Origin of the sequence: Anoxybacillus sp. UARK-01 (assembly GCF_002075365.1) — a bacterium.
In the GTDB taxonomy this organism is placed as follows: Bacteria; Bacillota; Bacilli; order Bacillales; family Anoxybacillaceae; genus Anoxybacteroides; species Anoxybacteroides rupiense.
This window is the reverse complement of sequence record NZ_NASY01000013.1, coordinates 26,233-50,677: the sequence shown is the minus strand read 5'-3', so window position 1 is coordinate 50,677 and position 24,445 is coordinate 26,233. Positions and strand designations below refer to the sequence as shown.

The window sequence follows — 24,445 nt, the reverse complement described above, 5'->3', positions numbered from 1 at the left end:
GAAGAAGGTTCATCATGAGAAGACATAAAAATATATTGACCATCTCTTCATTCTGTTATATAATACAAACATAAAAAATAAATTCTGTTTTAAAACAGTGTGAAAGGGAGAGGAAGAATGAGCAGAGCCGAACGGAAAAATATGATTGAGTTTATTGAAAAAGTTAAAGGATTCACAAAAGAACAGCTTTTATACATGACAGATGCGGAAATTGAACACATTTATAATCAAACCTATTATCACTACGAGGAACTCGCTGAATAAAGGGCTGCCTTGACGACAGCCCTTTTCTTTTTTTATTTAATGGTATCCATTTTGTCCGTTTGCACTGCTGCTTGTTTTATGCTTTGGCTGGCTTTTTCCTTTTTGTTTCGTGCCGCCATCTTTTTTGGTATGCTTTGTCATGATGATTCCTCCTTAACTAACCGGATACAATGGTTATCATCCCCGCTCCAGTCGCAGTTTATAAAAGGGAATTGCGCTCTACCGCTCCCGTTTCCTTCCTTCTCGTTGGCATTCCAAAACCGCATTCAATTCTCCACCCAACACAATGATCATTCCGGATAAATAAAACCAAATCATTAAAATAATAATGCCCCCAAGGCTCCCATACATAGATGTATAACTAGAAAAACTCTCTACGTAATAAGAAAAAGCGAGAGATGTAACAATCCAGCCAATGGTAGCAAACATGGCACCTGCCATCACTTGCTTATAATGTAATTGCTTATTCGGAGCAAAATAATACAGTGAAATAAACACGCCGAACAAAATAAGGAAGCTGACAATCCAACGAAACGCGCTCCAAATCATTAAAAAGATACCCGAAATGCCGAGCATGGAGGATAAAAAAAGCCCGATCGTTTTCCCAAAAACGGGCAATACTAGAGCCACTACAATCACAAGCATCATTCCAAATGTCAGCAAAATGGACACGCCTCTAGCCGCGATAAAGGAACGGCTTTCTTGCACATCATAAGCACGATTAAACGCGCGAACAATAGCGTCAATACCATTCGAAGCAGACCAGACAGCTCCTATAATTCCGAATGACAACAGCTTGCCATTTTGGTGATTCATAACATAATGAATATTTGCTTCGATAAGGTCCATCGCTTCCTTCGGGGCATATTGGCGAACAACCGATAAAACGTCCTCATGCTCGATTGGCAAATACGCCATCAATGTAAATAAAAAAATCAGAAAAGGAAAAAGAGAAAGAAGGAAAAAATAAGCTAACTCAGCTGAAAGACGAGAGACTTCATCTTCCCGAAACCGCTTGACCATTTCACGTATAAACGTGAGGTTCATCATCATGACCATATGCTCCCTTCACTTTTTCAGGCGAAGATCTTTATGCTTGATTGCATCGTATGATTCTTTTACCCACTCGATCATCTCTGGTGTTTTTTCAGCTACTTCTTTTATTTTTCCCGCTGTATAGACTACGTCTTCCGCAAGCTGTCCTATACTCTCGCGGCATTCATGGATTCGCTCTGGCAGCTGGCGAATCAGCTTGCCTCGTTGCCCCCATACCTCTTTCAGCGAATGCCTCGTTTCTCGATCAAGCAGCGAAACAGCCGCACCAATAATCGCTCCGATCATAATGTTTCTTGCGATTTTCATCTTCTCCTCCCCCTTTGGTTGATTATATTCCTTGTTCTTTTTTAATCGCTTCAAGCAAATGCCGGCAGCCCTTTTGGATTAGCTCGTACACTTCGATAAAATTACCTGTATAATAAGGATCCGGTACATCAGCTATATCGCTGTCTGGAACAAAATCAAGCAAACGGCCAACAAAGCCAGCTTTATTATATCCAGCCAAGCGCTTTAAATCCTCCATGTTCTCGACATCCATTGCAACAATATAGTCAAACATCCGCAAATCCTCTTCGCCAATTTGTCTTGCCCGAATTCCCGAAAAATCAATTCCCTGCTTTGTTAAAATGCTTTGCGTTCCTTCATGAGGCGGATTGCCGATATGCCAATTCCCCGTTCCCGCCGAATCGATCATAATTTGATCTTCAAGCCCTTCTTTTTTGACCAAGTCGCGAAAAATGGCTTCAGCCATTGGTGATCGGCAAATATTCCCAAGACAAACAAATAACACTTTAATCATCAAACACATCTCCCTTCGCTATCCATTATAAACAAAATAACAGTATACATGTATATTCTTTCATTCCTTCCATATGGTACAATGACTCTATCCATCAAATTCAGAAAGGATGAGACTTTTGGATTTATCGCAAAAATCTCTTGAAAATATGGAATACATGATTGAAAAAATAAAGGAAAAGCTGAAGGTTCTCAACTTTGATGTGATGAAGTCATCCCATTTTGACGAAACGCTATATGAGGAGTTAAGAGATCTTTATGAAATGGTCATGAGAAAAAGCTCCTTCAGCCCTAATGAAATGCAAGCCATTGTCGAAGAGCTTGGAAATTTACGCAAACGATAATGAAACAAGACAGAGGCTTGTCCATGCTGGAAGCGGCGTCCGCGCCTGCTCCGTTTTTTCTATAAAAAAGGGGCCTCGTCAGCTTTTTAGGCGACAGACAACGTCCAAATGGTCGTTGTCTGTCATTCTTTTAGGCATATTCCCCCGCAGACCCCGCTTAGCAAACAAAGATCGCAGCTAATCGCGGGAAGTGAAATGGAACCATTTTGAAAAATGACTTCCCCCTCTATCTCCCTTCCTATCTTTTTCCATTTTCATAGCGTTCTATATGATGTTATCCCTTTTTCATTCTATATTCCCCATCACATGAATAAACCCCTTCCACCAACACTTCATTAAGAGACAGGAGACTTCTCGACAGATGATGTTCAAACGCAAAAATAAATTCCTATCGAAAAACTCGGGTTGACATTTATTCGAATTATGTTAAAATTTTAGTCAATTACATACTTATCAAGAGTGGGGGAGGGAACTGGCCCAATGAACCCCGGCAACCTACTTCAAATTCATGAAGCAAGGTGCTACGTCCAGCCAAATGGGAACCATTTTGGGAGATAAGGTGAAATAGGCAGCCTCCTTTGTCTTTCCGAAATGGAAAGCTTTTTTATTTATTGACACTAAGGAGGAATCGTAATGGGAAATGACCAGCAAATCGATGCCGTTTTTACTAGAATACAAGAAATGCTGCAGTCAATGAAATTTGGCACGATCACGCTTGTGATCCAAGACGGCAAAGTGATTCAACTTGAAAAAAACGAAAAGATAAGAATTAAATAATAAGGCGCGCTGACTAGACAAACTAGAGGCGGTTTTCCCTTCTATCGTACAGAGCAAGGTGAAAACTGTCTTTTTTTACCACCAAATGAAGGAGGAAGCAACCTTGCTGACTTATGACACATGGAATGGAGAAATGCCATTCTTCTCAATTGACAATGAAACAAAAGGAGCCTCAGACGTTATTCGCTGGGCTTATGAGCATTATGGAGATGAGGTTGTTTATGCCTGTAGCTTCGGTATTGAGGGCATCGTCTTAATCGATCTAATCTCTAAAGTTAAACCGGACGCAACCGTTGTTTTTCTCGATACGGGTCTCCATTTTCGCGAAACATACGAAACAATTGAAAAGGTGCAAAAAAAATATCCTTCGCTTCGCATTGTAATGAAAAAGCCGCGCCTATCGCTAGAAGAGCAGGCAGAACAAATGGGAGAGCAACTATGGGTGCATGAGCCAAATCGCTGCTGTGAAATTCGCAAAATTATCCCGCTTCGCGAAGTCTTGACAGGTGTGCCAGCCTGGATTTCTGGATTGCGCCGTGAGCAGTCTTCCACACGGAGACATGTGGAATTTCTGAATAAAGACCCAAAATTTCAATCTATTAAAATATGTCCGCTGATTCACTGGACTTGGAAAGACGTATGGAACTATGTCTATAAACATCAGCTGCCATACAACGAGCTTCATGATAAAGGCTACCCAAGCATTGGCTGTGAGCCGTGCACATCTCCTGCGCTTGATGCAAATGATTTGCGTTCAGGCAGATGGGCTGGACGTGGAAAAGTCGAATGCGGCCTCCATGAATCATAAGGAGGGGCATACATGCTTTTAGCCGTTGCTTTTGCCGTCTCCTTCTTTTTCGCCATGAATATCGGAGCTAGCGGAGCAGCCGCAGCGATGGGAGTAGCCTATGGCTCAGGAGCCATTCAGCGGAAATCCATCGCCCTCCTTCTTTGTGGTCTCGGTGTTTTTCTAGGGAGTCTTAGCGGAGGAGAAGTCGTGAAAACAATTGGTTCTAGCATCATCCCTTCGTCCATTTTAACGATTAAAATTGTCACGATTATTCTAGCAGCTTCAACTATTTCCTTATTTGCGGCCAATATGATAGGAGTTCCACTATCCACAAGCGAAATTACGGTTGGGGCTGTCGTCGGTGCCGGCATGGCTTATCAAACGCTATATCTTTCTAAACTTCTATTTATTGTTTCCATTTGGATCATCATTCCAGTCATCGCCTTTATCGTGGGAAAATGGTTTTTGCGGCTTAAAGAAAAACGTCCTTACGTTGAACAGGGCATGTGGAAAAAGAGCTTGATGTCCTTGTTAATTGTGACTGGCTTTTTTGAAGCTTTTTCAGCTGGAATGAACAACGTGGCCAACGCTGTCGGCCCTCTCGTCGGCGCCAATTTGATCTCAGTGAATTCCGGCACTTTTTTTGGCGGCTTATTTGTAGCATTAGGAGCCGTTTTACTGGGCGGGCGCGTGCTTGAAACGAACGGGAAAAAAATTATTCATTTTTCTCCGTTTGAAGGATGCGCGATCTCAGGAACAGGAGCCATCCTTGTTATTCTTTCTTCCCTTTTCGGTCTGCCAGTTCCATTAACGCAGATTACCACATCCGCTATTATCGGAATCGGAACAGCCAAAACAGGAACGTACATTTGGCAAAAACGAATTGTTATTTAGCTGTTAAAGGTTTGGTTTGTTTCACCTATTTTTTCTCTTGTTATCGCTTATAGTCTTGTAAAATTACTGCTGGACAGCAATATTTACACGTTTATTGCTATTTTTAGCGTCTTTCTGTCCACCCTAGGAATCATCAGTCTCAAAAAAACAGCAACAGAAGAAAAGCGATCTTTGCACGAACATGGCGAAGGAATTTAACATTAAATCACAGTTATCCTATCGCTTTTATAAACACAAGCGATATCAATCGTTAACAACGCTCGCTAACCATAGCGGCCCTATTTACTATATTTTAGGAGGAATGAAAATGAGCTTAAGCATCCCACATGGCGGTACATTAATCAATCGTTGGAACCCGAAATATCCATTCCACTCTGTGACGAAAAAAATTGAGCTGTCCAATGCAGAATTAAGCGATCTTGAATTGATCGGTACTGGCGCATACAGCCCGCTAACAGGATTTTTAGGAAAGGAGGACTACGAATCTGTTGTGAAAACGATGCGCCTTGCCAATGGCATCGTTTGGAGCATTCCGATTACGCTTGCTGTGAGTGAACAAAAAGCAGCTGAGCTTTCCATCGGCGAAACGGTAAAGCTTGTCCACAACGGCCAAGTATACGGCGTGATGGAAGTTCAAGAGCTATACGTGCCTGATAAACAAAAGGAAGCCCTTCTTGTCTATCAAACAGAGGACTGGAATCATCCTGGAGTCAAAAAATTATTCGAAAGACCAAATGTCTACGTCGGGGGGCCGATCACCCTTGTTAATCGAACAAACAAAGGACGATTTGCTTCCTTTTATTTCGATCCAGCCGAGACACGCCAACGCTTTGCTGAATTGGGTTGGAACACCGTTGTCGGCTTTCAGACGCGAAATCCTGTGCATCGCGCTCACGAATATATTCAAAAATGCGCGCTTGAAATCGTCGATGGACTATTTTTAAATCCGCTTGTCGGCGAAACAAAGGACGACGATATTCCAGCTGATATTCGCATGGAAAGCTATCAAGTACTTTTGGAAAACTACTATCCGAAGGATCGAGTGTTTCTTGGCGTCTTTCAAGCAGCCATGCGCTATGCGGGGCCAAGGGAAGCCATTTTCCATGCGATGGTGCGCAAAAACTTCGGCTGCACGCACTTTATTGTCGGACGCGATCACGCTGGCGTTGGAAATTATTATGGCACATATGATGCTCAAAAGATTTTCTTAAACTTTTCTCCAGAAGATCTCGGCATTACTCCATTATTTTTTGAACATAGCTTTTATTGTACAAAATGCGAGGGAATGGCCTCAACAAAAACATGTCCGCATAGCAGCGAACATCACGTGGTATTATCGGGAACAAAAGTACGAGAAATGTTGAGAAGCGGCCAAGTACCGCCTAGCACATTCAGCCGTCCAGAAGTGGTGCAAGTGCTTATTAAGGGGTTGGCAGTTCCTCATTCCGCTCGCTAACAAAGGAGGAAATCACATTGAACACGAACGTTGTTTGGCATCAGACGGCCGTGACAAAGGAGGAACGCCGCCAGCGCAACGGCCATTATAGCTGTGTTTTATGGTTCACTGGGCTGTCTGGCTCCGGAAAATCGACGGTGGCTAACGCCGTTTCTAAAAAGCTATTTGATCTCGGCATTCAAAATTATGTGCTTGATGGAGATAACGTTCGCCATGGATTAAACAAGGACTTGGGATTCTCTGCTGAAGACCGTACTGAAAACATCCGCCGCATTGGCGAAGTGGCCAAATTGTTTGTCGACAGCGGACAATTTGTGTTAACAGCGTTTATCTCCCCTTTCGCTCAAGACCGTGCGCTAGTGCGCAGGCTAGTGGAAAGCGATGAATTTATCGAAATCTACGTAAAATGCCCGCTTGAGGAATGCGAAAAACGCGATCCAAAAGGGCTATATCAAAAAGCTAGAAACGGAGAAATTCGCAATTTTACCGGCATTGATTCGCCATACGAAGCTCCGGAAGCACCGGAACTCATCATTGACACTCATCTTCATTCCATTCATCAATGTGCCGATCAAGTGATTGCTTATTTACGCGATCGACACTTTATTAAGGAGGACTTATAAAGATGGCGTACGAAAAAACATGGGCTGCTAATCCAAAACTGAACAAAACCGAATTAAAAAAGCTAGAAAAAGACGGTTTAAAAATTTTTGATGAGATCCCGCGTTATGCAAAAGAAGGGTTTGCCGCGATTCCTCAAGAAGACTGGGATTATTTTAAATGGGCTGGATTATATTTACAGCGTCCCAAAGAAGCCGGCTATTTTATGATGCGTGTCTGCGTCCCTTCAGGCATTTTAAATAATGAACAGCTTGAAGCATTGGCAGGGATTGCCCGCGATTACGGGCGTGGCCTATTTGATATCACGACACGGCAGGCCGTTCAATTCCATTGGCTGCAAATCGAACAAATTCCCGATATTTTCGAACGATTAAAGCGTGTCGGACTATCGACAGCCGGCGCATGCGGTGATATCACTCGCAACATTGTCGGCAATCCCCTAGCTGGCATCGACCCAGACGAGTTATTTGACACAACGCATATTGTTCGCGAAATCTATGAATTTTTCCAGCACAATGAAGATTTTTCGAATTTACCACGCAAATATAAAATGTCGATAAGTGCCAACGTATACAACGCAGCCAATGCTGAAATTCACTGTGTTTCCTTTATACCGGCCAAAAAAGTCATCGACGGTCAAGAAGTATTAGGTTTCCACGTAAAAGTCGGAGGCGGGTTGTCGTCGGCTCCGCATCTTGCCCAATTGCTTGATATATTTGTAGAACAAGAACGCGTAAAAGAGGTCGCCATTGCTATTACAACTATTTTCCGTGATTATGGCTATCGCGAAAAACGTCATCGTTCGCGTCTTAAATTCCTTGTCGCTGATTGGGGAGTGGAAAAATTTAAAGAAAAGCTTTTAGAATATACAGGTCCGCTGCCATCCAAAGGCGAAACGGTGCAAAAAGGCTGGAATGCCGGCTATTTTTACGGTGTACACCGCCAAAAGCAGGAAGGGCTGAACTATATCGGCTTTAACGTACCGGTTGGGCGTCTCAGCGCTGATGAAGTATTTGAGATTGCCAGAATAACCCGCCAATACGGAAATGGCGAGGTTCGTTTTTGCAACTCACAAAATCTTGTTATTCCCAACGTTCCAGATTCATATGTAGAGTCGGTGCTTCAAGAAAAAATATTTGAGCGGATTACCGTGCGGCCAAAAACGTTCATTGGATACTCCGTTTCCTGCACAGGCATCGAGTTTTGCAATCTCGCATTGGTTGAAACAAAAGAGCGGATGCGTCATGTCGCAGAATACTTAGATAGCCGTTTACAGCTTGATGTTCCCGTACGCATCCATATGGTCGGCTGTCCAAACTCTTGCGGTCAAAGACAAATTGGCGATATCGGGCTTCAAGGGATCAAAATGAAAACAAAAGACAAAGGCATGGTTGAGGCGTTTGAAATTTATGTAGGCGGTACGCTGCAAAACGACGGAAAATTTAACGAAAAATTAAAAGGCAAGATCCCGGCAGAACAAATCGAAGAAGTGCTTGTATTGCTGTTCTCCTATTTTCAAGAAACAAAGCTGCCTGGCGAGACATTTCTTGATTACTTTAATCGCGTCGGCATTGAAGCGTTGCAGGCAGAATTGGATCGCATTTTAACGAATTTCAGCACAGTTGCATGAAGGTGGCGCCGATGTATTTATATCGCTTTGAAGTAACAACGCAAACAAACACCATCTATCTCGTCATTGCTGCCAGCAGTGACGAGCAAGCGTTTCGTCTTGTCGAAGTAGAGCTTGAAAAACATTTTCTGAAGGTTCCTGATTTTATCGATATTTCGCTGCATGAGAAAAAACTCATTCGCCGAGGCGGGGGGTTCGTTGTTTACAATGAACCTCGCCACCCAAGCTAGCCGTACGACGAGTGATACAAAATCACTCACTAACGCACCTGTGTTAGAAATATCAGATGAAGCAAGTTTAACGCTCACCTTTATCATGCCAATACTTTAAAACTTGGCGCTAACTTGTCCATTCATTCAATAATAGACAAATGAAGCAGCCAATATGTTTGCAGGCGTTTTGGCCAATTGACAAAGACGAAATTCATGTGCAGCAATAGAAGAATGCTTAAACAGAAAGGGCTGAACGGAAGGATGGGAAAAGTGTATTTGGTCGGAGCAGGTCCCGGCGATCCAGAACTAATTACCGTCAAAGGATTAATGTGCATCCAAAAAGCAGATGTGATTTTATATGATCGCCTTATTAATGAAGAACTGCTGACATATGCCAAAAAAGAAGCAGAATTGATTTTTTGTGGAAAACTCCCCGGCTATCATACTATGCAGCAGGAAACCATCAATCATTTCCTTGTGCGCCATGCGAAGAAAGGAAAAATCGTTGTACGATTAAAAGGTGGAGATCCATTCGTATTCGGCCGCGGCGGCGAAGAAGCCGAGATGCTGGCCAAGCATGGCATTGATTTTGAAATCGTTCCTGGTATTACGTCCGGTATCGCTGTAGCCGCTTATGCAGGCATTCCTGTGACCCATCGCGACTTCAGCTCAAGCGTCGCCTTTATTACAGGCCATCAGCGTGCCGATAGCCAAGAAGAAATCAAATGGGAAAGTCTTGCCAAAGGAATTGACACGATCGCCATTTATATGGGCATCAGCAATCTTCCATATATTCGCGATCGGTTAATCAAATACGGAAAAGCGCCATCCACTCCTGCAGCCGTGATCCAATGGGGCACGCTGTACGAACAAAAAACCGTGACAGCCACTCTTGAAACAATTGTCGAAGCTGTTCAACAAAAACAAATTGAAAATCCAAGCATGATTATCATAGGCGAGGTTGTCGCCCTGCGAGAAAAAATTCAATGGTTCGAGCAATTAAGATTCCAAGCATCATCGTTTGCTAACGAAGCATTTTAAGGAGGCGCTTATGCAGGCTGTTTTATATGTTTGTCATGGAAGCCGTCTAGCGAAAGCTTGCGAAGAAGCGATCGCTTTTGTTGAACAGTGCAAAATGTCGACCGATTTCCCGATTCAAGAAATTTGTTTTATTGAATTGGCAGACCCCGATATCACAACAGGAATCGAAATTTGCGTAAAAAAGGGGGCAACAAGCATCATTGTCATTCCTATTTTGCTACTTGCCGCTGGACATGTGAAACAAGATATTCCAGAGGCCATCCAAAAAGCAAGACAGCGCTACCCTTTTTTGCAAATTTTATTAGATGAACCGTTCGGCATCCATGAAAAAATGGTTTCCATCATCATCGAACGAATGATGGAGAGCGCTGTTTCGCTTCATGAGCGTGCCATGATTCTTCTTGTTGCCCGTGGAAGCAGCGATCCCGACACAAAAAGTGCGATGAAAACAATCGCCGGCATGTTGCAGCAAAAAACAAACGTCTCCCGTGTTGACGTATGTTTTCTTGCTGCAGCCGCACCCTCGCTGGAGGATGCCTTACAAGCAGCTAAGCAATCCTCTTATCAAACGATTTTCGTCGTCCCTTATTTACTGTTTACCGGAGTGTTAATGAAAAAAATCGAACAGCGGCTGCGCTCTCTTACTTCTTCCGACCAGCAATGGGTCTTATGCGGCTATTTAGGGTATCATCCTTTTCTTAAGGAGCTTATTAAAGAAAAGCTACAAAAATATTCTCGGTTAACGATCGGAGTTTGAAAAGTTCCTTTCCAATCCGATTGATATATAAACGAAGGTCCTATCAAAAAAGGACGGTCGTAAACAAGTCGAACAGCAGCAAGTTTCATCGATGTGGAAAATGCTTCATTCCTCCATATCAATAAAGGCGTATTTTTCTTCTTTCAATTAAAGAAAAATTTTTTGGTCTGGACATTTATATGAGTATGGAAAATCCCTCTTCTCGTGTATGATGATAGATAGGGGGCATACAAGGAGGGGGAGCAATAGGAATGAAGCGATTGCATGTGATCGTTCATGGCCGCGTCCAAGGCGTCGGCTTTCGCTATTATGCACAACATGAAGCATTAAAATGGGATTTAACCGGATGGGTAAAAAATAATGAGGATGGAACGGTAGAACTGGAAGCGCAAGGACATGAAGAGCGAATTCATCTATTTATTGATAAAATTCGCCAGGGCTCTCCGTTTTCAAAAGTGACCCATTTAGATATTCAATCCATCGATCCTATTCCAAACGAAAAAACATTTCGCATTATTTATTAAAAACAGCCCGGTTGTTTCCCAGCACCGGGCGCTATTGTATTACCATTTATTAGATAATAAAACTTGTAGGCTGCGGATCGTATAAACAGTTATGAGCAATGCACATGTTCGCATGCTCATTTTTGCGAACCGCCTCCCGACTCACTGGATCGAATGGATAAATGGAGGCTTGCGGATACTCACCGCATATATCGATCCCTACTACATTTTTATGAACAAACAACTCTTGCAGACAGCCAATCAAAGCGGAAAGCGGCATCGTTCCGTGATCCCAATTGGTCATGGCATCCTCCTCGCGAAGAACATCTTTATCAATGCTAATGTATACATTCTCTGTTTGAATATGGGATAAAAGAAGATTCGGAGAAACGATATTGTTTGACAAGACAATGGTCTCAGAAGAAAAAGGAGAAGACTGCCACCGTGTAGGTCCGACAATCACGGCTCTTTGCAGTAAAGGAAGCTCCAGAGCATAAGAAACCCACGAACCGCAGGAGATGATTTGTTCATGATCCGTCCCATTCCCTATATCGGTATGATTATCAAACAAAATGAGCGTAAACGGTTCTTGGATTCTTTTCATCAACAAATATGAGATATAGTGGTAATTACCGCTGCCAATAAACACAAGGTTTCTGCATGTTTGGATGCGCCTTTCTAACTCGCATAAAGAGGCTTGCTCACAATATAGGTTCGTATGCGCCACATCCATTAAATCAATCCATTCGTGCGGCAGCCGACGAAGGCATGGCTGCGAAACATATGCACCATCAATGTTTAAAAACGTTACACCATTTCCTTGAAAACTCATCCAAATCACCTCTCCTATCACTCAATTGGTGCAAGTTTCTAAACCTATGAAGCCATATTTTTCGCATTTTCTCTATTTTTAGATATTATACAACAAAAAACGCAGACGAGCACGTGAATTGAATGACGCCTTCTCTCGCTCCAGCCTCAAAATTATAAACTTATTTCTGGTCTTTCCTAATAGGTTTGCTGACATCAAAGCATCCATCAATCATCATCTATGAATCTCTCTCACCTATACACTTCGTTTAGAAGTGGGAGGCTTCTCGGTGGATGATATGAAATGGGCACGCTCTTTATCGATATGGTCTATTTTTTCACCGCTTCCTTGCAAACGTCTTGCGGACGAAATATTTTCTTTTATGTCTAGCTTTCATGTACAATAATAAAAACGATGTTCGAGGAGGGATTTTTTTGCAGCCGATTCGTATTGAAGAGGTACAAACCGTCTTGAATCAGTTCAAAGGTCAAGACGTGTACTTGCATTTAGAAACAACAAACGGGGCATACGCTGCCCATCATAACGAAGGATTTTTCTCAGCAGGTGCATACATCCGCAACGGACGAATCCGTTTCAGCCATGGAAAAATCGTTGGCAAAGGACCTTACCGTATCGGATTAAAGCTGGAGTTGGGCTGGATATATGCAGAAGGGTTGACAGATTGGGAGATGACTGACAAAGGGCAGCTTTTGCTTGCCGGCCATGATTATGAAGGGAAGCTCGCAGTTGCTCTACAATTGAGCCATGAACCTTTTTAAGGAGGGATGAAAATGGAAAGACATGTACTTGTTGTATTTCCCCATCCAGATGATGAAGCATTTGGTGTTTCCGGCACACTGGCCATGCATGCAGAAAAAGGCACTCCGATCACATATGCTTGCCTTACTCTTGGAGAAATGGGACGCAACATGGGAACTCCTCCCTTTGCTAACCGTGAGACGTTGCCGCTCATTCGCAAACAAGAGTTAAAAGCGGCATGCGAAGCGATTGGCATTGACGATTTGCGCTTGCTCGGCTTCCGTGACAAAACGATTGAATTTGAAGATGAAGAACTGATCGCTGATCGCATTAGCGCTATTATAGCAGAAACGAATCCATCTTTAATCATCACGTTTTACCCTGGCTATAGCGTTCATCCTGACCATGATGCATGCGGGGCAGCTGTCATTCACGCCGTCCAGCGAATTCCAAAAGAAGAGCGGCCAATTGTCCATTGTGTCGCATTTGCTAAAAATTGCGAACAAGACTTGGGAAAACCTGATATCGTCCGTGATGTCAGCACAGTCATTGATAAAAAAATCGCCGCCATTCAAGCACACCGTTCCCAAACAGAAGGATTGATGAGCGCTGCTTCTAAACGCGGCGGTGACGCGTTAGAATGGCTGAAAACAGAGCGGTTTTGGACGTACAAATGGGAAAATTAGAAAAGAAAAGCAGGTCCGCCTTTCTGGAAGACGGCCTGCGTGAACTCCCTAGCACCTACGCTTCGTTTAGAAAAGGGGGGCTTCAAGCGACTTGGGCGTGTTCGCTGAACGGTAAGCCACACGCAAGAACCCTTTACGCTTCCCTTCCGTTTGAACGATAGAGGATCCTATCTCGCCAACCGACATTCATCTCCCCCTGCTCACTGGGCTGTCGCCCTTCCCGCTCCTTGAAGATAGGAGACTTGGGAAAGCTGGTGAACTACTCACCACTTAGCTAAAGCTTGAAGTGGGAGCTTCTCAGTTCCACGACGAAAGCCGCCTTTCGTCTCCCTGAGCGTGACTTCGGGTCGTTCCAACCCTAGATGTCCGACAATTCGGAGTTCTTTTGTACCTTGGATATTTTACGCATGGAAGGATCAGCTTGGTTTTCGCATTTTATTTTCTCCATGCAATCTCCTATATCCAGTTATGAAAGAACGACATAGGTTTATTTTACCACAGGGTCAGACAATTGAACAGGCAAAAGCCTGTCCTTGTCCGAAGTCGATTCATCTCCCACTTTCATCAAGCTTCGCAAGATTTAGAAGTGGGAGACTTCTCGACTGAAGAATGTTAAAAAACTTATCCCTCTTTCACTTTTTTCGAAGATTTATTCATTCAAACAGGTTTTCTTCTCATTTATAAGGTCATTTCTAAAAGTCGGTGGAACTCTTCTTCCCAATTTCCCTTCTTGCGGAACGATTCCTGGGCAATCGCCTTAAACAATTTTTTTCGTATTCGCTCATCGCTTACATTCCGCAAAATAAATTGGCGGCACTCGTAAAGAAACTCGATATACCGGCCACAATCTTCATCATATTGTTCCGCAAGCTGACGGCGGATTTGCTGGGCGACAGTCGGGCTCGCTCCTCCTGTTGAAACAGCGATCGTCAATCGGCCACGCCTTACCACCGCCGGAACATGAAAATTAGACCGCTCTGGATCATCGGCAATGTTAATCAGTTGATAAGGCTCCGCTGCGGCGGCCACCGCTTCATTTACTTCTCGATTATTCGTTGCCGCAATTACCATCCACGCTTCTTTAATATCGTCAGGAGAAAATGTTTTTTGGCGCCAAACGAGTGCTCCGGCTGCCGCTAACTGTTGAATCCCCCCTGTAGCAGAAGGAGCGACGACCGTAATTTTTGCTTCCGCCTCCAGCAAACCTTTTATTTTCCGTTCGGCCACCCTCCCCCCACCAATGACAACAACGTGTTGATTGGCGATATGCAGCATCACCGGATATCCCATACGAATTTCTCCTTTGTCAAAAACGGCCGTATAGAAACTCTTGGCCTTTTTTCTCCATTATAGTATCTATATCGGTGTCGAGACCAGCCCAACAATACCAAACAAATCGAGTAAACACGAATTTCTTTTTTATTAAGAAGCGAAAAGACCGTTTTAATTATTTCTGCATGTTCATCCCAGTTGTTTTTCCATATTTTTGATATTTACAAACCGCTGTTTTGCTTGCCTCCTTGCCAAATAAAAGTGCTCTTGCGTAGGAATCCTCCTTATGAAAGGCGCAGGCGCGCTTTTATTGAGGAAGATTTTCCTTGCAAGAGCTAGCTTAGATGTCACTACAAATGGCCTATATTATTTTTGTGTCGCTTCTTGAATCCATTTAGCCAAACGCTCATTTTCTTTCTTCATATGCTCCAACCATTGTGGAAGCAAGGAAGCAAGGGCCTGTTGATCATTTTTCTGCATCGCTTCATGCGTTTGATGATGAAGCTTATACAATTTTTGTCTTTCTGCTTTTGTCATCCATCTCTTATGTTTATATAGCTTCTTCCATTCTTTTTTGAACTGCTGTTTGGTTATTTCTTTATTGGCAAGACGGTCAATTAATTGATCAAACTCCGCTTCTCTTTTCTTTTTCATCTCTGCATGTTTTGTGTGCAGGGCCTTTTGCACTTCTTCGCTTTGCAGTTGTTTTCTTAGCTCTTTTCGTTCATTAAGAACCTTTTGCCATTCTGCAGCTTGATTCGGTGTATATTTTTTTACGATTTCCAGCCATTTTTGTTCATCCAGTTCTCCATGTTTGAACATATGCCCTGCAAATGCTCGGGCTCCTGCCGCCATGCCAGGCTCTCTTTGTTCCGCTAACGCTCCTGTTGGAAGCATAAGCATGAGCGCTAACACCCAAAAAATCCATCTCATTTTCATCATGTTTCACTCTCCTTTGAAATTCAAAATAATGGAGTCAAACAAAATAGCAAACCTAATGATATCTTCCCCACTTTGCAAGAAACTTTTCATGCAAAATAAAAAAGCTTGCCGATAAACCGCAGCAAGCTTTTCTATTGATTATCGAAACTTTTCATCAATCCGCTGTTGATAGTCGCGCAAGGCTTGAGAGTTCGTTTTATTGCGCTTTTTCATCAGCGAATTCCAACGGAGGAGTTTTTCATTCAGTTTTTTCCTGAGTTTCTCTTTTTCTGTTTCATCATCACAACAACGCAATAGGTCTTCGATGGTCATTACATCCTTTTTTAATTCGACTTCCTCAGAGACATATCCGGCATTTTTCAACAGCAGATAACCGATTCGCAAGTCTTCAGGAATATGCGACAAATCTTCCAGCTTCAGCGGTTTGCCCAATCCAGGAAGATGATCAAATTCCCCGTTTTTCAACGCTTCCCGAATTCTTTCCTCTGCAATTTTCGAAATAATATCCATTTGATCTCACATCCACCTTTAGCTTATGACGGCACTTGCTTGCTGTTTATGCTGATCAAGAAATTGCACTAATTCGCCGTACGGAAGCGGCCTTGTATAATAATAGCCTTGCACTTCGTCGCATTGCTTTTCTTTTAAATAGACAGCCTCCAGCTCTGTCTCTACCCCTTCCGCAAGCACCTTTACACCTATATTATGACCTAAAGTAATAATCGCTGGCAAAATAGCTTCTTCTTCTTTTTGGACATTTTGCACAAATGAACGGTCAATTTTCAAGCGATCAATCGGCAATTTTTTCAAATAGCTTAACGAGCTGTACCCTGTCCCAAAGTCATCAATACTGACATTGACACCTACATTTTTCAGCTCTTTTAAAATCGGAATGGCTTTTTCCGTATCCATCGTCATGCGTTCAGTAATCTCGATATCTAGGCAATGTGGCGGAAAATCAGTTTTTTCAAGTATTTTCGCAAGCTTATAAATAAGCTTTCTGCTTTCAAACTCACAAGGCGACAAATTAATGGAAACGGATAAGGAAGGGTATTGATGAAGCAACAGCTTTGTTTGCCGGCATGCTGTTTCCATAACCCATTCGTTAATCGAAATGATTAAACCCGTCTCTTCAGCAATCGGAATAAATGCGTTTGGCGAGATCATTCCTTTTTCCCTATGCTTCCATCTGATAAGCGCTTCGATTCCGATCACTTTTCCTGTTTGCAGTTGAATTTGCGGCTGATAGTGAAGCTCAAATTCCTCCGCTTCCAGCGCCTTGCGCAATTCTCTTTCCATATGGATTTTTTCATAAATGGTTCGATTCATTTGTTTCTCAAAAAAACGAAATTGGCCAATGGCCTGTTTTGACAATTCATGTCTAGCTATATCAGCTCTGCGGATTAATGTGTGACCATTATCTCCATCCTTTGGATAACAACTAATGCCGATTTTTAATGTCAGGCGAAATTCCTGCTCGTTCACGATCAACGGCTCTTCCATTGCTTCGATTAAACGCTGGCACAATTCGCTTACTTGTTCGTCTCTGTCCACTTGCGGCAAAATGACGATGAATTCGTTCCCGCCCCATCTGCCAAAAATGTCGGTTTCGCCGACTAGATTTTTTATCTTCGCCACGGATGCTAGAAGCACTTGATCCCCAACCGTATAGCCATACAAATCGTTTACCGCTTTTATTCCCTTCACTTCCATAAACATAACCGCTGTTTTTCTTTTGAGATTTCGTGCATCCGTTAGCTTTTCGCTTAACATCTGATAGAGCATTTCTTTATTAGGCAAACCTGTTAAATCGTCATAAAACGCAATATAGTTCATTCGATCTTCATGTTTTTTTCGTTCTGTAATATCTCGGACGGCTACTACATCGACCATTCGGGATCGGGAATAATCATCATATTTGCGCTTCAAAACCTCTGCAGGGAAAATCGTGCCGTCTTTTTTACGCAAATGCACTTCATATGTCGTATCTTCAACCAAAGATTGCGTCCAATCTGGCAATGAAGGGGAAGCGACAAGCGCTTCCATCGGTGTCCGCATCAGCTCGTTCTCTGTATAACCGAATAACCGGCATGCAGCATGATTCACTTCCAAAATCGTTTGCCCCGAATAAATAATCATTCCTTCCATAGATAGTTCAGAAAGGCGTTTAAGACGATGCTGAATCCTTTGCACTTCTTCGCTATGTTTTTTAAAAGATAGTTTGTCTAAGCGGACATAGAGCAGCAATAAATAAAAAATATAAGAAATAAAAAATAGTAAAAAGATCCTTCCCATTCCTTTGTGTAATTGATGGTGCATTTTCTTCATATAGTGTGCCCCATCATAGCGAATGATTAAAACGGCATCCACCTTGCCTTGCTGGGTCAGGATTGGACAAAATATAACAAAGTTTTTTGGCAAATCCCCCTCATTTTTAATGCTGATCTTTCCTTGAAATGCTTGCGCCAGCTCTGGCATATGCGCCTGATAGGCCGCCCCGCTCGGCAAATCCTGAACCTGTTGTCCATCATGCTTTCCATCATCTGCTTTGACGGAAAGCATGACATAATTCTGACCATCTGCTCGTTGTTTTAATGTATAAATTTGGCGTATATTGGGATGATCATGCTGCCAGCGATTCAACGTACGCAAAAGACCGAGGTAGGTTTTATCATTTGCATTGGTTGTGTCTGTTACCTGCTGGTGATTCATTTGCGAGAGTTCAGCGGCGAAACTTGCCACCAAACGCGACAAATTTCGTTCATATTTTTGGCGTTCCTGATGTTCAAGCCCGTTCACATACCAAATGCCAGTGGCTAGCAGTAAAAAAACAAAAACATAAAAAAGCATTGTCGATCGTTGCGCTATATAAAAAATAGACACCTTGAGCTTTCTATGAATCAATCGATTCATTTGTTGCTGTCCGAATAAAATCACGATTAAAATGCCAACAGTAAATAACATATATTCACTCATTTTTGATAGCATAAACGCTCACCATGCACTTTTATTTATTATTATAAATGGAAAATATAGAGGTTTCTCCCTTCATCCTTCCTATTTTTTCGACATTTTCTGACATTCTCTAGTTATATATGTATATCCTTTAAATACGCTCTATCGGTAAACAAAAGCAGCCAATTGATTGGCGAATGTGAAGACATGAAGCCGAACGCTTTCTGTTCCTCGCATAAACAAAGCGCAAACGCTAAAAATGTAGGCACATAAAGCTTTATATATAGTACCAGGTCTTAAATCTTCATCATCAAATTTTGTAATTTGTCTGTAATATTATTTAATTTAAATGTAACAACATTTCGACAATATTTTTGCTATACTGAAACCTGTGAGAAAGAAACGGAAACTCGTTGTCGGAGGTTTAAGGAAAATGAATAGAACGTTTACAGTCACTCTACTATCATTCATGATTGTATTTAGTTCTCTTTTTGGTAACGCTTTCAAAGCGGAAGCGGCTGTAAATACACAAAAAGTCGTCACAGAAGCAAAAAAAATGATCGGCACTCCTTACAAATTCGGCGGTACAACTCCAAAAGGATTTGATTGTTCCGGCTTTGTCTACTATACATATAAAAAGGTCGGTAAAACATTACCGCGATCCGCAGCATCTATGTACCAAAAAGGAACAAGCGTACATACATCAAAATTAAAGCCTGGTGATCTCGTATTTTTCAGCACATATAAAAAAGGGGCTTCCCACGTTGCGATTTACATTGGCAACAACTCCATCATTCATGCTACATCAAGCGGTGTAAAAATCGATCGTTTAAATAACTCTTACTGGAAACCAAAATTTATCGGCGCTAAAAGAGTAGCATAATTCAAAAAAAAGTCCCTCCATAAAAATGAAGGGACTTTTATATATTCACAGGGGATCGGGGGAATACTTGGAAAACTCTACACCCCTATTATGTCCAGCTAGCAAGTCACTTATACGTAGATCCCCTAAAATTTTTATCCTGCTTGCCCGTCTTTACTTTCTTCAAACAAGCCGCTTTCCTTAACCGCTTCAAATAATACTTCCACAATATGCACAGCACGAACTTTTTCTCCCAGCCCTTTCCTCTCAATTCCTAGTTTCATTTGCAGCAAACAGCCAGGATTAGCCGTCACAATGGTAGTCGCTCCCGTTTGTTCGACATGCACCATTTTATGATCTAAAATTTGCATGGCCATTTCCGGTTCAACAATATTGTAGATCCCTGCAGAACCGCAGCAGCGATCAGACTCTCTCATTTCGCGAAATTCTACACCAGCAATCGATTGAAGCAGTTGCCGCGGCGCAGATGATGTTCTCATGACATTTCGCAAATGGCACGAATCCTGATAAGTAACAATTTGCGGCGGCAGCTTCAGTCCTTTATGCTGAAACCCTAATTCTATTAAAATAGCCGAAATGTCACGAATTTTCTCCACAAAAGCTTTAGCGCGGTCAGCCCAATCAGGATCATCTTTCAACAAATGATCATACTCCATTAAAAACGCTCCACAACCGCCTGCATTTGTAATAACGGCATCTGCCTGACATTGCTCAAACGCCTCAATGTTTCGCTTGGCTAACCATTTAGCCTGCTCTTTTTCTCCGCTGTGTCCATGCAAAGCGCCGCAGCATGTTTGCAAAGATGGAATGACAATTTCACATCCAGCTAGCTGCAATAGCTTCATCGTTGCATCATTCGTTTCGATAAACAGCGTATCCATTAAGCAACCGGAGAAAAAAGCGACTCTTCGTTTCGCCTCTCCTTGTGCCGGCAAATGCTTTGGCCGCTTTTTCATTTTTTTTAGCGTTGGAGCACTTGGCAAAACCTTTTCCATTTCCCTTAAATGGGCAGGCAAAACATGAGACAATCTCGTTCTCTGTAAAAACGTTTGCAGTCCTGAGCGCTGATAAAATCCAAGGGAGGCTGTTGCTACGCGCACACGATTAGGATAAGGAAACAATTCTTTAAACACCAGCTTACGCAGCACGCGAACAGGCCATGAATGTTTTTTATTTTGCTGAATAATATCGCGCGCTTCTTCCAATAAATGTCCATAACGGACACCTGAAGGACAAACCGGCTCACAAGCTCGGCATCCCAAACACATATTCAGTGTACGTTCAACGTCCTCATCCGGTTCAATCAAACCATCGACTACCGCCTTCATGATGGCAATGCGTCCTCTTGGCGAATGCAGCTCCTGTGATCCCGATTCTATATACGTGGGACATGACGGCAAGCAAAAACCGCAACGCATACAGTTCATAAGCTCATCTTCGTTCATCCGTTCACGAAACTGATCTTGGATCGCTTTTTGCTCCTTTGACGAAGTCATTTTGTTACCACCACACGTTTCCTCGTACTTTTCGCAAACACTTTTCCTGGATTCATAATATTGTAGGGATCAAGCGCACGCTTGATCGCTTGCATCACCTCTACCCCTTCCTTGCCAAGCTTCCATTCTAAATATGGCGCCTTCATGGCTCCCACTCCATGTTCCCCGGTAATCGTACCCCCAAGCTCAATCGCCTTGGCAAAAATTTCGGCAAACGCTGCTTCCACTCGCTCCATCTCTTCATCATCACGTGCATCCGTCGGACATGTTGGATGCAAATTGCCATCGCCGGCATGCCCAAATGTACAAATCATGACGCGATATTTCTCGGCAATTTCATTGATGGCTGTTACCATTTTTGCTATCTCTGAACGCGGTACAGTGGCATCCTCCAAAATCGTTGTCGGCCGTAGGCGAGCAAGGGCGGATAATGCCGAACGCCGCGCTGTGCGCAAAGCATCGGCTTCTTGTTCAGAACGGGCCAATTGTACAGACACCGCCTGTTCCTCTTTACAAATTCTTTCTATTTGCCGCATCTCTCTTTCCACCACTTCACGTGCACCGTCTTGCTCGATAAGAAGAACGGCCTTTACATCTGTCGGCAAGCCAATTTGTGCATAATCTTCTACAACTCTAAGCGTTGGCTGATCTAAAAATTCCAATGTCGCAGGGATGATTTTGCTTGCAATAATTTTGGACACAGATCGGGCAGCCGCCTCTAAATCTTGATAAAGAGCTAGCATCGTTTTCTTTGCCTCCGGCATCGGCACAAGCTTCAGCGTAGCCTCTGTGATAATTCCAAGCGTTCCTTCCGATCCAACCAATAATCTTGTTAAATCATAACCAGCCACATCTTTGGCCAATTTTCCTCCTGTGCGAATAACGTCTCCATTGGCCAACACCGCCTCAAGCCCAAGGACATAATCACGAGTGACTCCATATTTCAGCCCGCGCAGACCACCGGAATTTTCATTAATATTTCCTCCAATCGTTGAAATCTTCATCGAGCTTGGATCAGGTGGATAAAACAACCCTTTTTCTTCTACTGATTTAATCAAATCGAGCGTAATCACCCCCGGTTGAACCGTTGCTGTTAAATTGTCTTCATCAATTTCAAGAATGCGATTCATATGCTTAAAAAGCAGGACAATTCCACCTTCTATCGGGCATGTTCCGGCACACAGATTCGTACCGGAACCGCGTGGAACAATCGGAATGCGATGCTCGGCGCAAACTTTCACAATCTCGGAAACTTCCTTCGTATTTCGTGGCGCCATCACCGCCTCAGGAATCGCTTGAAATTGCGGAGTAGCATCATAGGAATAAACAAGTCTCCCCGCTTTTGAATCGTCATAGTTTTCCCGGCCAACGATTTGAATAAATAATTGTTTAGCTGCTTCAGAAATCAATGATTCTCACCCTCTCTAAAAACGTGATATACAGGCAACTTGAAGATAGAGCGCATGATGCCGATTTTGGCATCGCCTTCTTATCTATAAGAAGAAGCCATGGCTTTCATCATTTTTTAGTCGACTTCAATGCTTGTTTATGACTTATAGATAAACTAAGGCAACGAGCCTTTAGACAATCGAAGGCAAGTCAATGGAATTGATAGAATTCGCACCGCTAAATATAGAAAAATGAAAGGGAAGCCCCGTTCTATATAACTTAAGAAAAAAGGAGCCTTTTCACAGAGAAGGTGGTCTCCACCTGTGCTGGCTTCCTTTTTTCAGCAAGCACTATGGAATCATCCATGACAAAATAGTGGACTGTAAAAATGTCATAATGCCAATTAAAATAATGAAAAAGATGCTATGCTTGACTGTAAAGCGGAATAAATCGGATTCTTTGCCGGCTAAACCTACCGCAGCACAGGCAACCGCAATCGACTGCGGTGAAATCATTTTCCCTGTCACACCTCCTGATGAGTTAGCGGCCAGTGCAAGAACAGGATCCATTCCGATCGAAGCAGCGGTAATCTTCTGTAAATTTCCAAAAAGTAAATTAGATGATGTATCTGAGCCTGTGATAAACACCCCTAACCATCCGAGAAACGGAGAGAAGAAGGAGAACAGTGAACCTGTTTTAGCCATCGCCATTCCCAATGTCGTACTCATTCCAGACGCATTGGTCACATAGGCGAAACCAACTACGGCTGTGATCGTAATAATCGGAAACTTTAATTCTTGCAACGTCTCGGCAAAAGTCTCGGCCCATTGCTTCCAAGAAATGCGGACAATAAACTTGGTCACAATAGCCGCTAAGAAGATGGCTGTTCCTGCTGCTCCTAGCAGTTCTAATTTATAGACAGCTGCAATCGGCTGACCATTGGCATCAATAATTTTATTGCTTAATCCGGGAACCTCCGGCATCCATGTCAAATAATGCCCTATTGTATTAAGCGCTTTCAACATCACATTTGTTCCTTCATAATGCCCTGTGAGCGCTGCCTTCATCTGTGGAACTCCCCAGATCGAAATAAACAAGGTTAATACTAAAAACGGGGACCATGCTTTGAATACTTCACCGCTTGTATAGCGCTGTTGTGTCTGAATGGTCGCTGCCGCTTCCAACTCCGAATCAAAACGATAAATGGTTTTCGGTTTCCAAAATCTCAAAAAAACCGTCAAAGCAACAAGCGACACTAACGCTGATAAAATATCTGGCAATTCCGGCCCCAAGAAGTTTGAGCTAACATATTGAGTAACGGCAAACGAAATTCCTGATATCAAAATCGGCGGCAGCACTTCGATCGTTTTTCTCCATCCAGCCATAATGAGTACGAGGTAAAACGGAATAAAGAAGGATAAAAACGGAAGTTGCCGACCCACCATTTTTGAAATTTCCATTGCCGGAATGCCTGTCGGCCCTTCTAACGCAGTAATAGGAATACCGATGGCCCCAAAAGCGACAGGGGCTGTATTAGCAATTAAACAAATGCCGGCCGCATATAATGGATGAAATCCAAGTCCTACGAGCAAAGCAGCAGAAATCGCCACCGGCGCTCCAAATCCGGCCGCCCCTTCTAAAAAGGCTCCAAATGAAAATGCGATAAGCAGCGCTTGCAACCGTCTATCTTCTGTAATAGACAATACCGAATTGCGAATAATATCGAACTTTCCTGTTTTTACTGTTAATTTATACAAAAATACCGAAGTGATAATAATCCATCCGATGGGCAAAAGACCGTAAACAGCCCCCTGTGTGGCGGACATGGCAGCAATTGACACAGGCACCCTGTAAGCGATTACAGCTATGACCAATGAAACGATCAAAGTCGTAACGCCTGCTACATATCCTTTCATTCTTTTAATCGCCAGCGCCCAAAAAAAATAAAGAATCGGCACAAGAGCCACAACGGCCGATAAGGCTAAATTATCAGCAATCGGTGTAAAATCTTGCTTCCACTGCATAGCAAATCCCCTCCCAATTTAATATCTCCCCTGAAAAAGATGATAATTAGGTCATCTGATGACCATGTGTTTATACTGACAAAAA

At 42.9% G+C, this 24,445-nt stretch carries 25 protein-coding genes, 1 pseudogene and 1 riboswitch; of the genes and pseudogenes, 15 read left to right on the top strand and 11 right to left on the bottom strand.

Features of this window, described 5'->3' with window-relative positions:
• The first annotated feature begins 117 nt into the window (after positions 1-117).
• Positions 118-264, top strand: a complete 147-nt coding sequence (locus B6A27_RS01535; protein ID WP_044743851.1) for a BH0509 family protein — start codon at positions 118-120, stop codon at positions 262-264.
• Positions 265-483: 219 nt separating this feature from the next.
• Here the strand turns inward: B6A27_RS01535 and B6A27_RS01530 are convergent, their stop codons facing one another.
• The 3 genes from B6A27_RS01530 to B6A27_RS01520 are packed head-to-tail and all read right to left on the bottom strand — an operon-like array spanning position 484 to position 2,119.
• Positions 484-1,317 carry a YihY/virulence factor BrkB family protein gene (locus tag B6A27_RS01530; RefSeq protein WP_080859777.1) on the bottom strand — a complete coding sequence of 278 codons (834 nt, stop codon included), beginning with the start codon at positions 1,315-1,317 and terminating at the stop codon, positions 484-486.
• Positions 1,318-1,332: 15 nt separating this feature from the next.
• Entirely contained in the window at positions 1,333-1,626 is a 294-nt protein-coding gene (locus tag B6A27_RS01525; RefSeq protein WP_080859775.1) for a YtxH domain-containing protein, read from the bottom strand.
• A gap of 22 nt (positions 1,627-1,648) precedes the next feature.
• Positions 1,649-2,119, bottom strand: a complete 471-nt coding sequence (locus B6A27_RS01520) for a low molecular weight protein-tyrosine-phosphatase (RefSeq protein ID WP_080859773.1) — start codon at positions 2,117-2,119, stop codon at positions 1,649-1,651.
• A 118-nt stretch (positions 2,120-2,237) separates the two neighbouring features.
• On the opposite strand from B6A27_RS01520, the gene B6A27_RS01515 reads away from it, so the two are divergent.
• The 11 genes and pseudogenes from B6A27_RS01515 to B6A27_RS01465 all read left to right on the top strand — a co-directional run bounded on the left by B6A27_RS01515 (position 2,238) and on the right by B6A27_RS01465 (position 11,164).
• Positions 2,238-2,462 (top strand): DUF1128 domain-containing protein, encoded by a 225-nt coding sequence (locus tag B6A27_RS01515; RefSeq protein ID WP_044743855.1) that lies wholly within the window; start codon positions 2,238-2,240, stop codon positions 2,460-2,462.
• Positions 2,463-2,909: 447 nt separating this feature from the next.
• A riboswitch (SAM riboswitch) is annotated at positions 2,910-3,023 on the top strand.
• A gap of 72 nt (positions 3,024-3,095) precedes the next feature.
• Complete coding sequence (locus B6A27_RS01510) at positions 3,096-3,239, top strand: YezD family protein (RefSeq protein ID WP_080859771.1); 144 nt, start codon at positions 3,096-3,098, stop codon at positions 3,237-3,239.
• Positions 3,240-3,342: 103 nt separating this feature from the next.
• Entirely contained in the window at positions 3,343-4,047 is a 705-nt protein-coding gene (locus B6A27_RS01505; RefSeq protein ID WP_080859769.1) for a phosphoadenylyl-sulfate reductase, read from the top strand.
• Positions 4,048-4,059: 12 nt separating this feature from the next.
• Positions 4,060-5,121 (top strand): annotated as a pseudogene (locus B6A27_RS01500) (inorganic phosphate transporter).
• Positions 5,122-5,230: 109 nt separating this feature from the next.
• Positions 5,231-6,379, top strand: a complete 1,149-nt coding sequence (sat, locus tag B6A27_RS01495) for a sulfate adenylyltransferase (protein ID WP_080859767.1) — start codon at positions 5,231-5,233, stop codon at positions 6,377-6,379.
• Between the two features lie 17 nt (positions 6,380-6,396).
• Complete coding sequence (gene cysC / locus B6A27_RS01490; protein ID WP_080859766.1) at positions 6,397-7,002, top strand: adenylyl-sulfate kinase; 606 nt, start codon at positions 6,397-6,399, stop codon at positions 7,000-7,002.
• Positions 7,003-7,004: 2 nt separating this feature from the next.
• Complete coding sequence (locus B6A27_RS01485; RefSeq protein WP_080859764.1) at positions 7,005-8,630, top strand: nitrite/sulfite reductase; 1,626 nt, start codon at positions 7,005-7,007, stop codon at positions 8,628-8,630.
• Between the two features lie 11 nt (positions 8,631-8,641).
• Positions 8,642-8,860 carry a DUF3906 family protein gene (locus B6A27_RS01480; RefSeq protein WP_066146664.1) on the top strand — a complete coding sequence of 73 codons (219 nt, stop codon included), beginning with the start codon at positions 8,642-8,644 and terminating at the stop codon, positions 8,858-8,860.
• A gap of 243 nt (positions 8,861-9,103) precedes the next feature.
• Positions 9,104-9,883 carry a uroporphyrinogen-III C-methyltransferase gene (gene cobA / locus B6A27_RS01475; protein ID WP_080859802.1) on the top strand — a complete coding sequence of 260 codons (780 nt, stop codon included), beginning with the start codon at positions 9,104-9,106 and terminating at the stop codon, positions 9,881-9,883.
• Between the two features lie 10 nt (positions 9,884-9,893).
• Positions 9,894-10,640 carry a sirohydrochlorin chelatase gene (locus B6A27_RS01470; RefSeq protein WP_080859762.1) on the top strand — a complete coding sequence of 249 codons (747 nt, stop codon included), beginning with the start codon at positions 9,894-9,896 and terminating at the stop codon, positions 10,638-10,640.
• Positions 10,641-10,891: 251 nt separating this feature from the next.
• Positions 10,892-11,164, top strand: a complete 273-nt coding sequence (locus tag B6A27_RS01465; RefSeq protein WP_044743864.1) for an acylphosphatase — start codon at positions 10,892-10,894, stop codon at positions 11,162-11,164.
• Positions 11,165-11,213: 49 nt separating this feature from the next.
• On the opposite strand, the gene B6A27_RS01460 is transcribed toward B6A27_RS01465, so the two are convergent.
• A complete protein-coding gene (locus B6A27_RS01460; RefSeq protein ID WP_080859760.1) occupies positions 11,214-11,975 on the bottom strand; it encodes an arginase family protein in 762 nt (253 codons plus the stop codon).
• Positions 11,976-12,388: 413 nt separating this feature from the next.
• Between B6A27_RS01460 and B6A27_RS01455 the strand changes: the two genes are divergently transcribed.
• Positions 12,389-12,733 (top strand): YojF family protein, encoded by a 345-nt coding sequence (locus B6A27_RS01455; protein WP_044743866.1) that lies wholly within the window; start codon positions 12,389-12,391, stop codon positions 12,731-12,733.
• A 12-nt stretch (positions 12,734-12,745) separates the two neighbouring features.
• Complete coding sequence (bshB2, locus tag B6A27_RS01450) at positions 12,746-13,399, top strand: bacillithiol biosynthesis deacetylase BshB2 (RefSeq protein WP_080859758.1); 654 nt, start codon at positions 12,746-12,748, stop codon at positions 13,397-13,399.
• Between the two features lie 678 nt (positions 13,400-14,077).
• Here bshB2 and B6A27_RS01445 read toward each other — a convergent pair.
• The 4 genes from B6A27_RS01445 to B6A27_RS01430 all read right to left on the bottom strand — a co-directional run bounded on the left by B6A27_RS01445 (position 14,078) and on the right by B6A27_RS01430 (position 18,601).
• Complete coding sequence (locus B6A27_RS01445; protein WP_044743868.1) at positions 14,078-14,689, bottom strand: NAD(P)-binding protein; 612 nt, start codon at positions 14,687-14,689, stop codon at positions 14,078-14,080.
• Between the two features lie 348 nt (positions 14,690-15,037).
• On the bottom strand, positions 15,038-15,610 hold the full coding sequence (locus B6A27_RS01440) for a hypothetical protein (RefSeq protein ID WP_080859801.1): 573 nt from the start codon (positions 15,608-15,610) through the stop codon (positions 15,038-15,040).
• Between the two features lie 141 nt (positions 15,611-15,751).
• Positions 15,752-16,123: a DnaJ family domain-containing protein gene (locus B6A27_RS01435; RefSeq protein ID WP_080859756.1), complete on the bottom strand. Its 372-nt coding sequence runs from the start codon at positions 16,121-16,123 to the stop codon at positions 15,752-15,754.
• Between the two features lie 18 nt (positions 16,124-16,141).
• Entirely contained in the window at positions 16,142-18,601 is a 2,460-nt protein-coding gene (locus B6A27_RS01430; RefSeq protein ID WP_080859755.1) for a putative bifunctional diguanylate cyclase/phosphodiesterase, read from the bottom strand.
• A gap of 400 nt (positions 18,602-19,001) precedes the next feature.
• Between B6A27_RS01430 and B6A27_RS01425 the strand changes: the two genes are divergently transcribed.
• Positions 19,002-19,451, top strand: coding sequence for a C40 family peptidase (locus B6A27_RS01425; protein WP_044743871.1), 450 nt, complete (start codon positions 19,002-19,004; stop codon positions 19,449-19,451).
• A gap of 134 nt (positions 19,452-19,585) precedes the next feature.
• On the opposite strand, the gene B6A27_RS01420 is transcribed toward B6A27_RS01425, so the two are convergent.
• From B6A27_RS01420 to B6A27_RS01410, 3 genes are all read right to left on the bottom strand, one after another.
• The gene (locus B6A27_RS01420) at positions 19,586-20,947 is read right to left on the bottom strand and encodes a (Fe-S)-binding protein (RefSeq protein ID WP_080859753.1); all 1,362 of its coding nucleotides are present in this window, start codon (positions 20,945-20,947) and stop codon (positions 19,586-19,588) included.
• Positions 20,944-22,356: a glycolate oxidase subunit GlcD gene (glcD, locus tag B6A27_RS01415; protein ID WP_080859751.1), complete on the bottom strand. Its 1,413-nt coding sequence runs from the start codon at positions 22,354-22,356 to the stop codon at positions 20,944-20,946. The genes B6A27_RS01420 and glcD overlap by 4 nt, the downstream gene beginning before the upstream one ends.
• Positions 22,357-22,686: 330 nt before the next feature.
• The gene (locus B6A27_RS01410; RefSeq protein WP_080859749.1) at positions 22,687-24,360 is read right to left on the bottom strand and encodes an L-lactate permease; all 1,674 of its coding nucleotides are present in this window, start codon (positions 24,358-24,360) and stop codon (positions 22,687-22,689) included.
• Between the last annotated feature and the right edge of the window lie 85 nt (positions 24,361-24,445).

Excerpts from the sequence above, each read along its gene's own strand:
- B6A27_RS01535 (WP_044743851.1), top strand. The coding sequence starts at position 118 with ATGAGCAGAGCCGAACGGAAAAATATGATTGAGTTTATTGAAAAAGTT.
- B6A27_RS01530 (WP_080859777.1), bottom strand. The coding sequence starts at position 1,317 with ATGATGATGAACCTCACGTTTATACGTGAAATGGTCAAGCGGTTTCGG.
- B6A27_RS01525 (WP_080859775.1), bottom strand. The coding sequence starts at position 1,626 with ATGAAAATCGCAAGAAACATTATGATCGGAGCGATTATTGGTGCGGCT.
- B6A27_RS01520 (WP_080859773.1), bottom strand. The coding sequence starts at position 2,119 with ATGATTAAAGTGTTATTTGTTTGTCTTGGGAATATTTGCCGATCACCA.
- B6A27_RS01510 (WP_080859771.1), top strand. The coding sequence starts at position 3,096 with ATGGGAAATGACCAGCAAATCGATGCCGTTTTTACTAGAATACAAGAA.
- sat (WP_080859767.1), top strand. The coding sequence starts at position 5,231 with ATGAGCTTAAGCATCCCACATGGCGGTACATTAATCAATCGTTGGAAC.
- B6A27_RS01485 (WP_080859764.1), top strand. The coding sequence starts at position 7,005 with ATGGCGTACGAAAAAACATGGGCTGCTAATCCAAAACTGAACAAAACC.
- B6A27_RS01480 (WP_066146664.1), top strand. The coding sequence starts at position 8,642 with ATGTATTTATATCGCTTTGAAGTAACAACGCAAACAAACACCATCTAT.
- cobA (WP_080859802.1), top strand. The coding sequence starts at position 9,104 with ATGGGAAAAGTGTATTTGGTCGGAGCAGGTCCCGGCGATCCAGAACTA.
- B6A27_RS01470 (WP_080859762.1), top strand. The coding sequence starts at position 9,894 with ATGCAGGCTGTTTTATATGTTTGTCATGGAAGCCGTCTAGCGAAAGCT.
- B6A27_RS01465 (WP_044743864.1), top strand. The coding sequence starts at position 10,892 with ATGAAGCGATTGCATGTGATCGTTCATGGCCGCGTCCAAGGCGTCGGC.
- B6A27_RS01460 (WP_080859760.1), bottom strand. The coding sequence starts at position 11,975 with ATGAGTTTTCAAGGAAATGGTGTAACGTTTTTAAACATTGATGGTGCA.
- bshB2 (WP_080859758.1), top strand. The coding sequence starts at position 12,746 with ATGGAAAGACATGTACTTGTTGTATTTCCCCATCCAGATGATGAAGCA.
- B6A27_RS01445 (WP_044743868.1), bottom strand. The coding sequence starts at position 14,689 with ATGGGATATCCGGTGATGCTGCATATCGCCAATCAACACGTTGTTGTC.
- B6A27_RS01440 (WP_080859801.1), bottom strand. The coding sequence starts at position 15,610 with ATGAAAATGAGATGGATTTTTTGGGTGTTAGCGCTCATGCTTATGCTT.
- B6A27_RS01435 (WP_080859756.1), bottom strand. The coding sequence starts at position 16,123 with ATGGATATTATTTCGAAAATTGCAGAGGAAAGAATTCGGGAAGCGTTG.
- B6A27_RS01430 (WP_080859755.1), bottom strand. The coding sequence starts at position 18,601 with ATGCTATCAAAAATGAGTGAATATATGTTATTTACTGTTGGCATTTTA.
- B6A27_RS01425 (WP_044743871.1), top strand. The coding sequence starts at position 19,002 with ATGAATAGAACGTTTACAGTCACTCTACTATCATTCATGATTGTATTT.
- B6A27_RS01420 (WP_080859753.1), bottom strand. The coding sequence starts at position 20,947 with ATGACTTCGTCAAAGGAGCAAAAAGCGATCCAAGATCAGTTTCGTGAA.
- B6A27_RS01410 (WP_080859749.1), bottom strand. The coding sequence starts at position 24,360 with ATGCAGTGGAAGCAAGATTTTACACCGATTGCTGATAATTTAGCCTTA.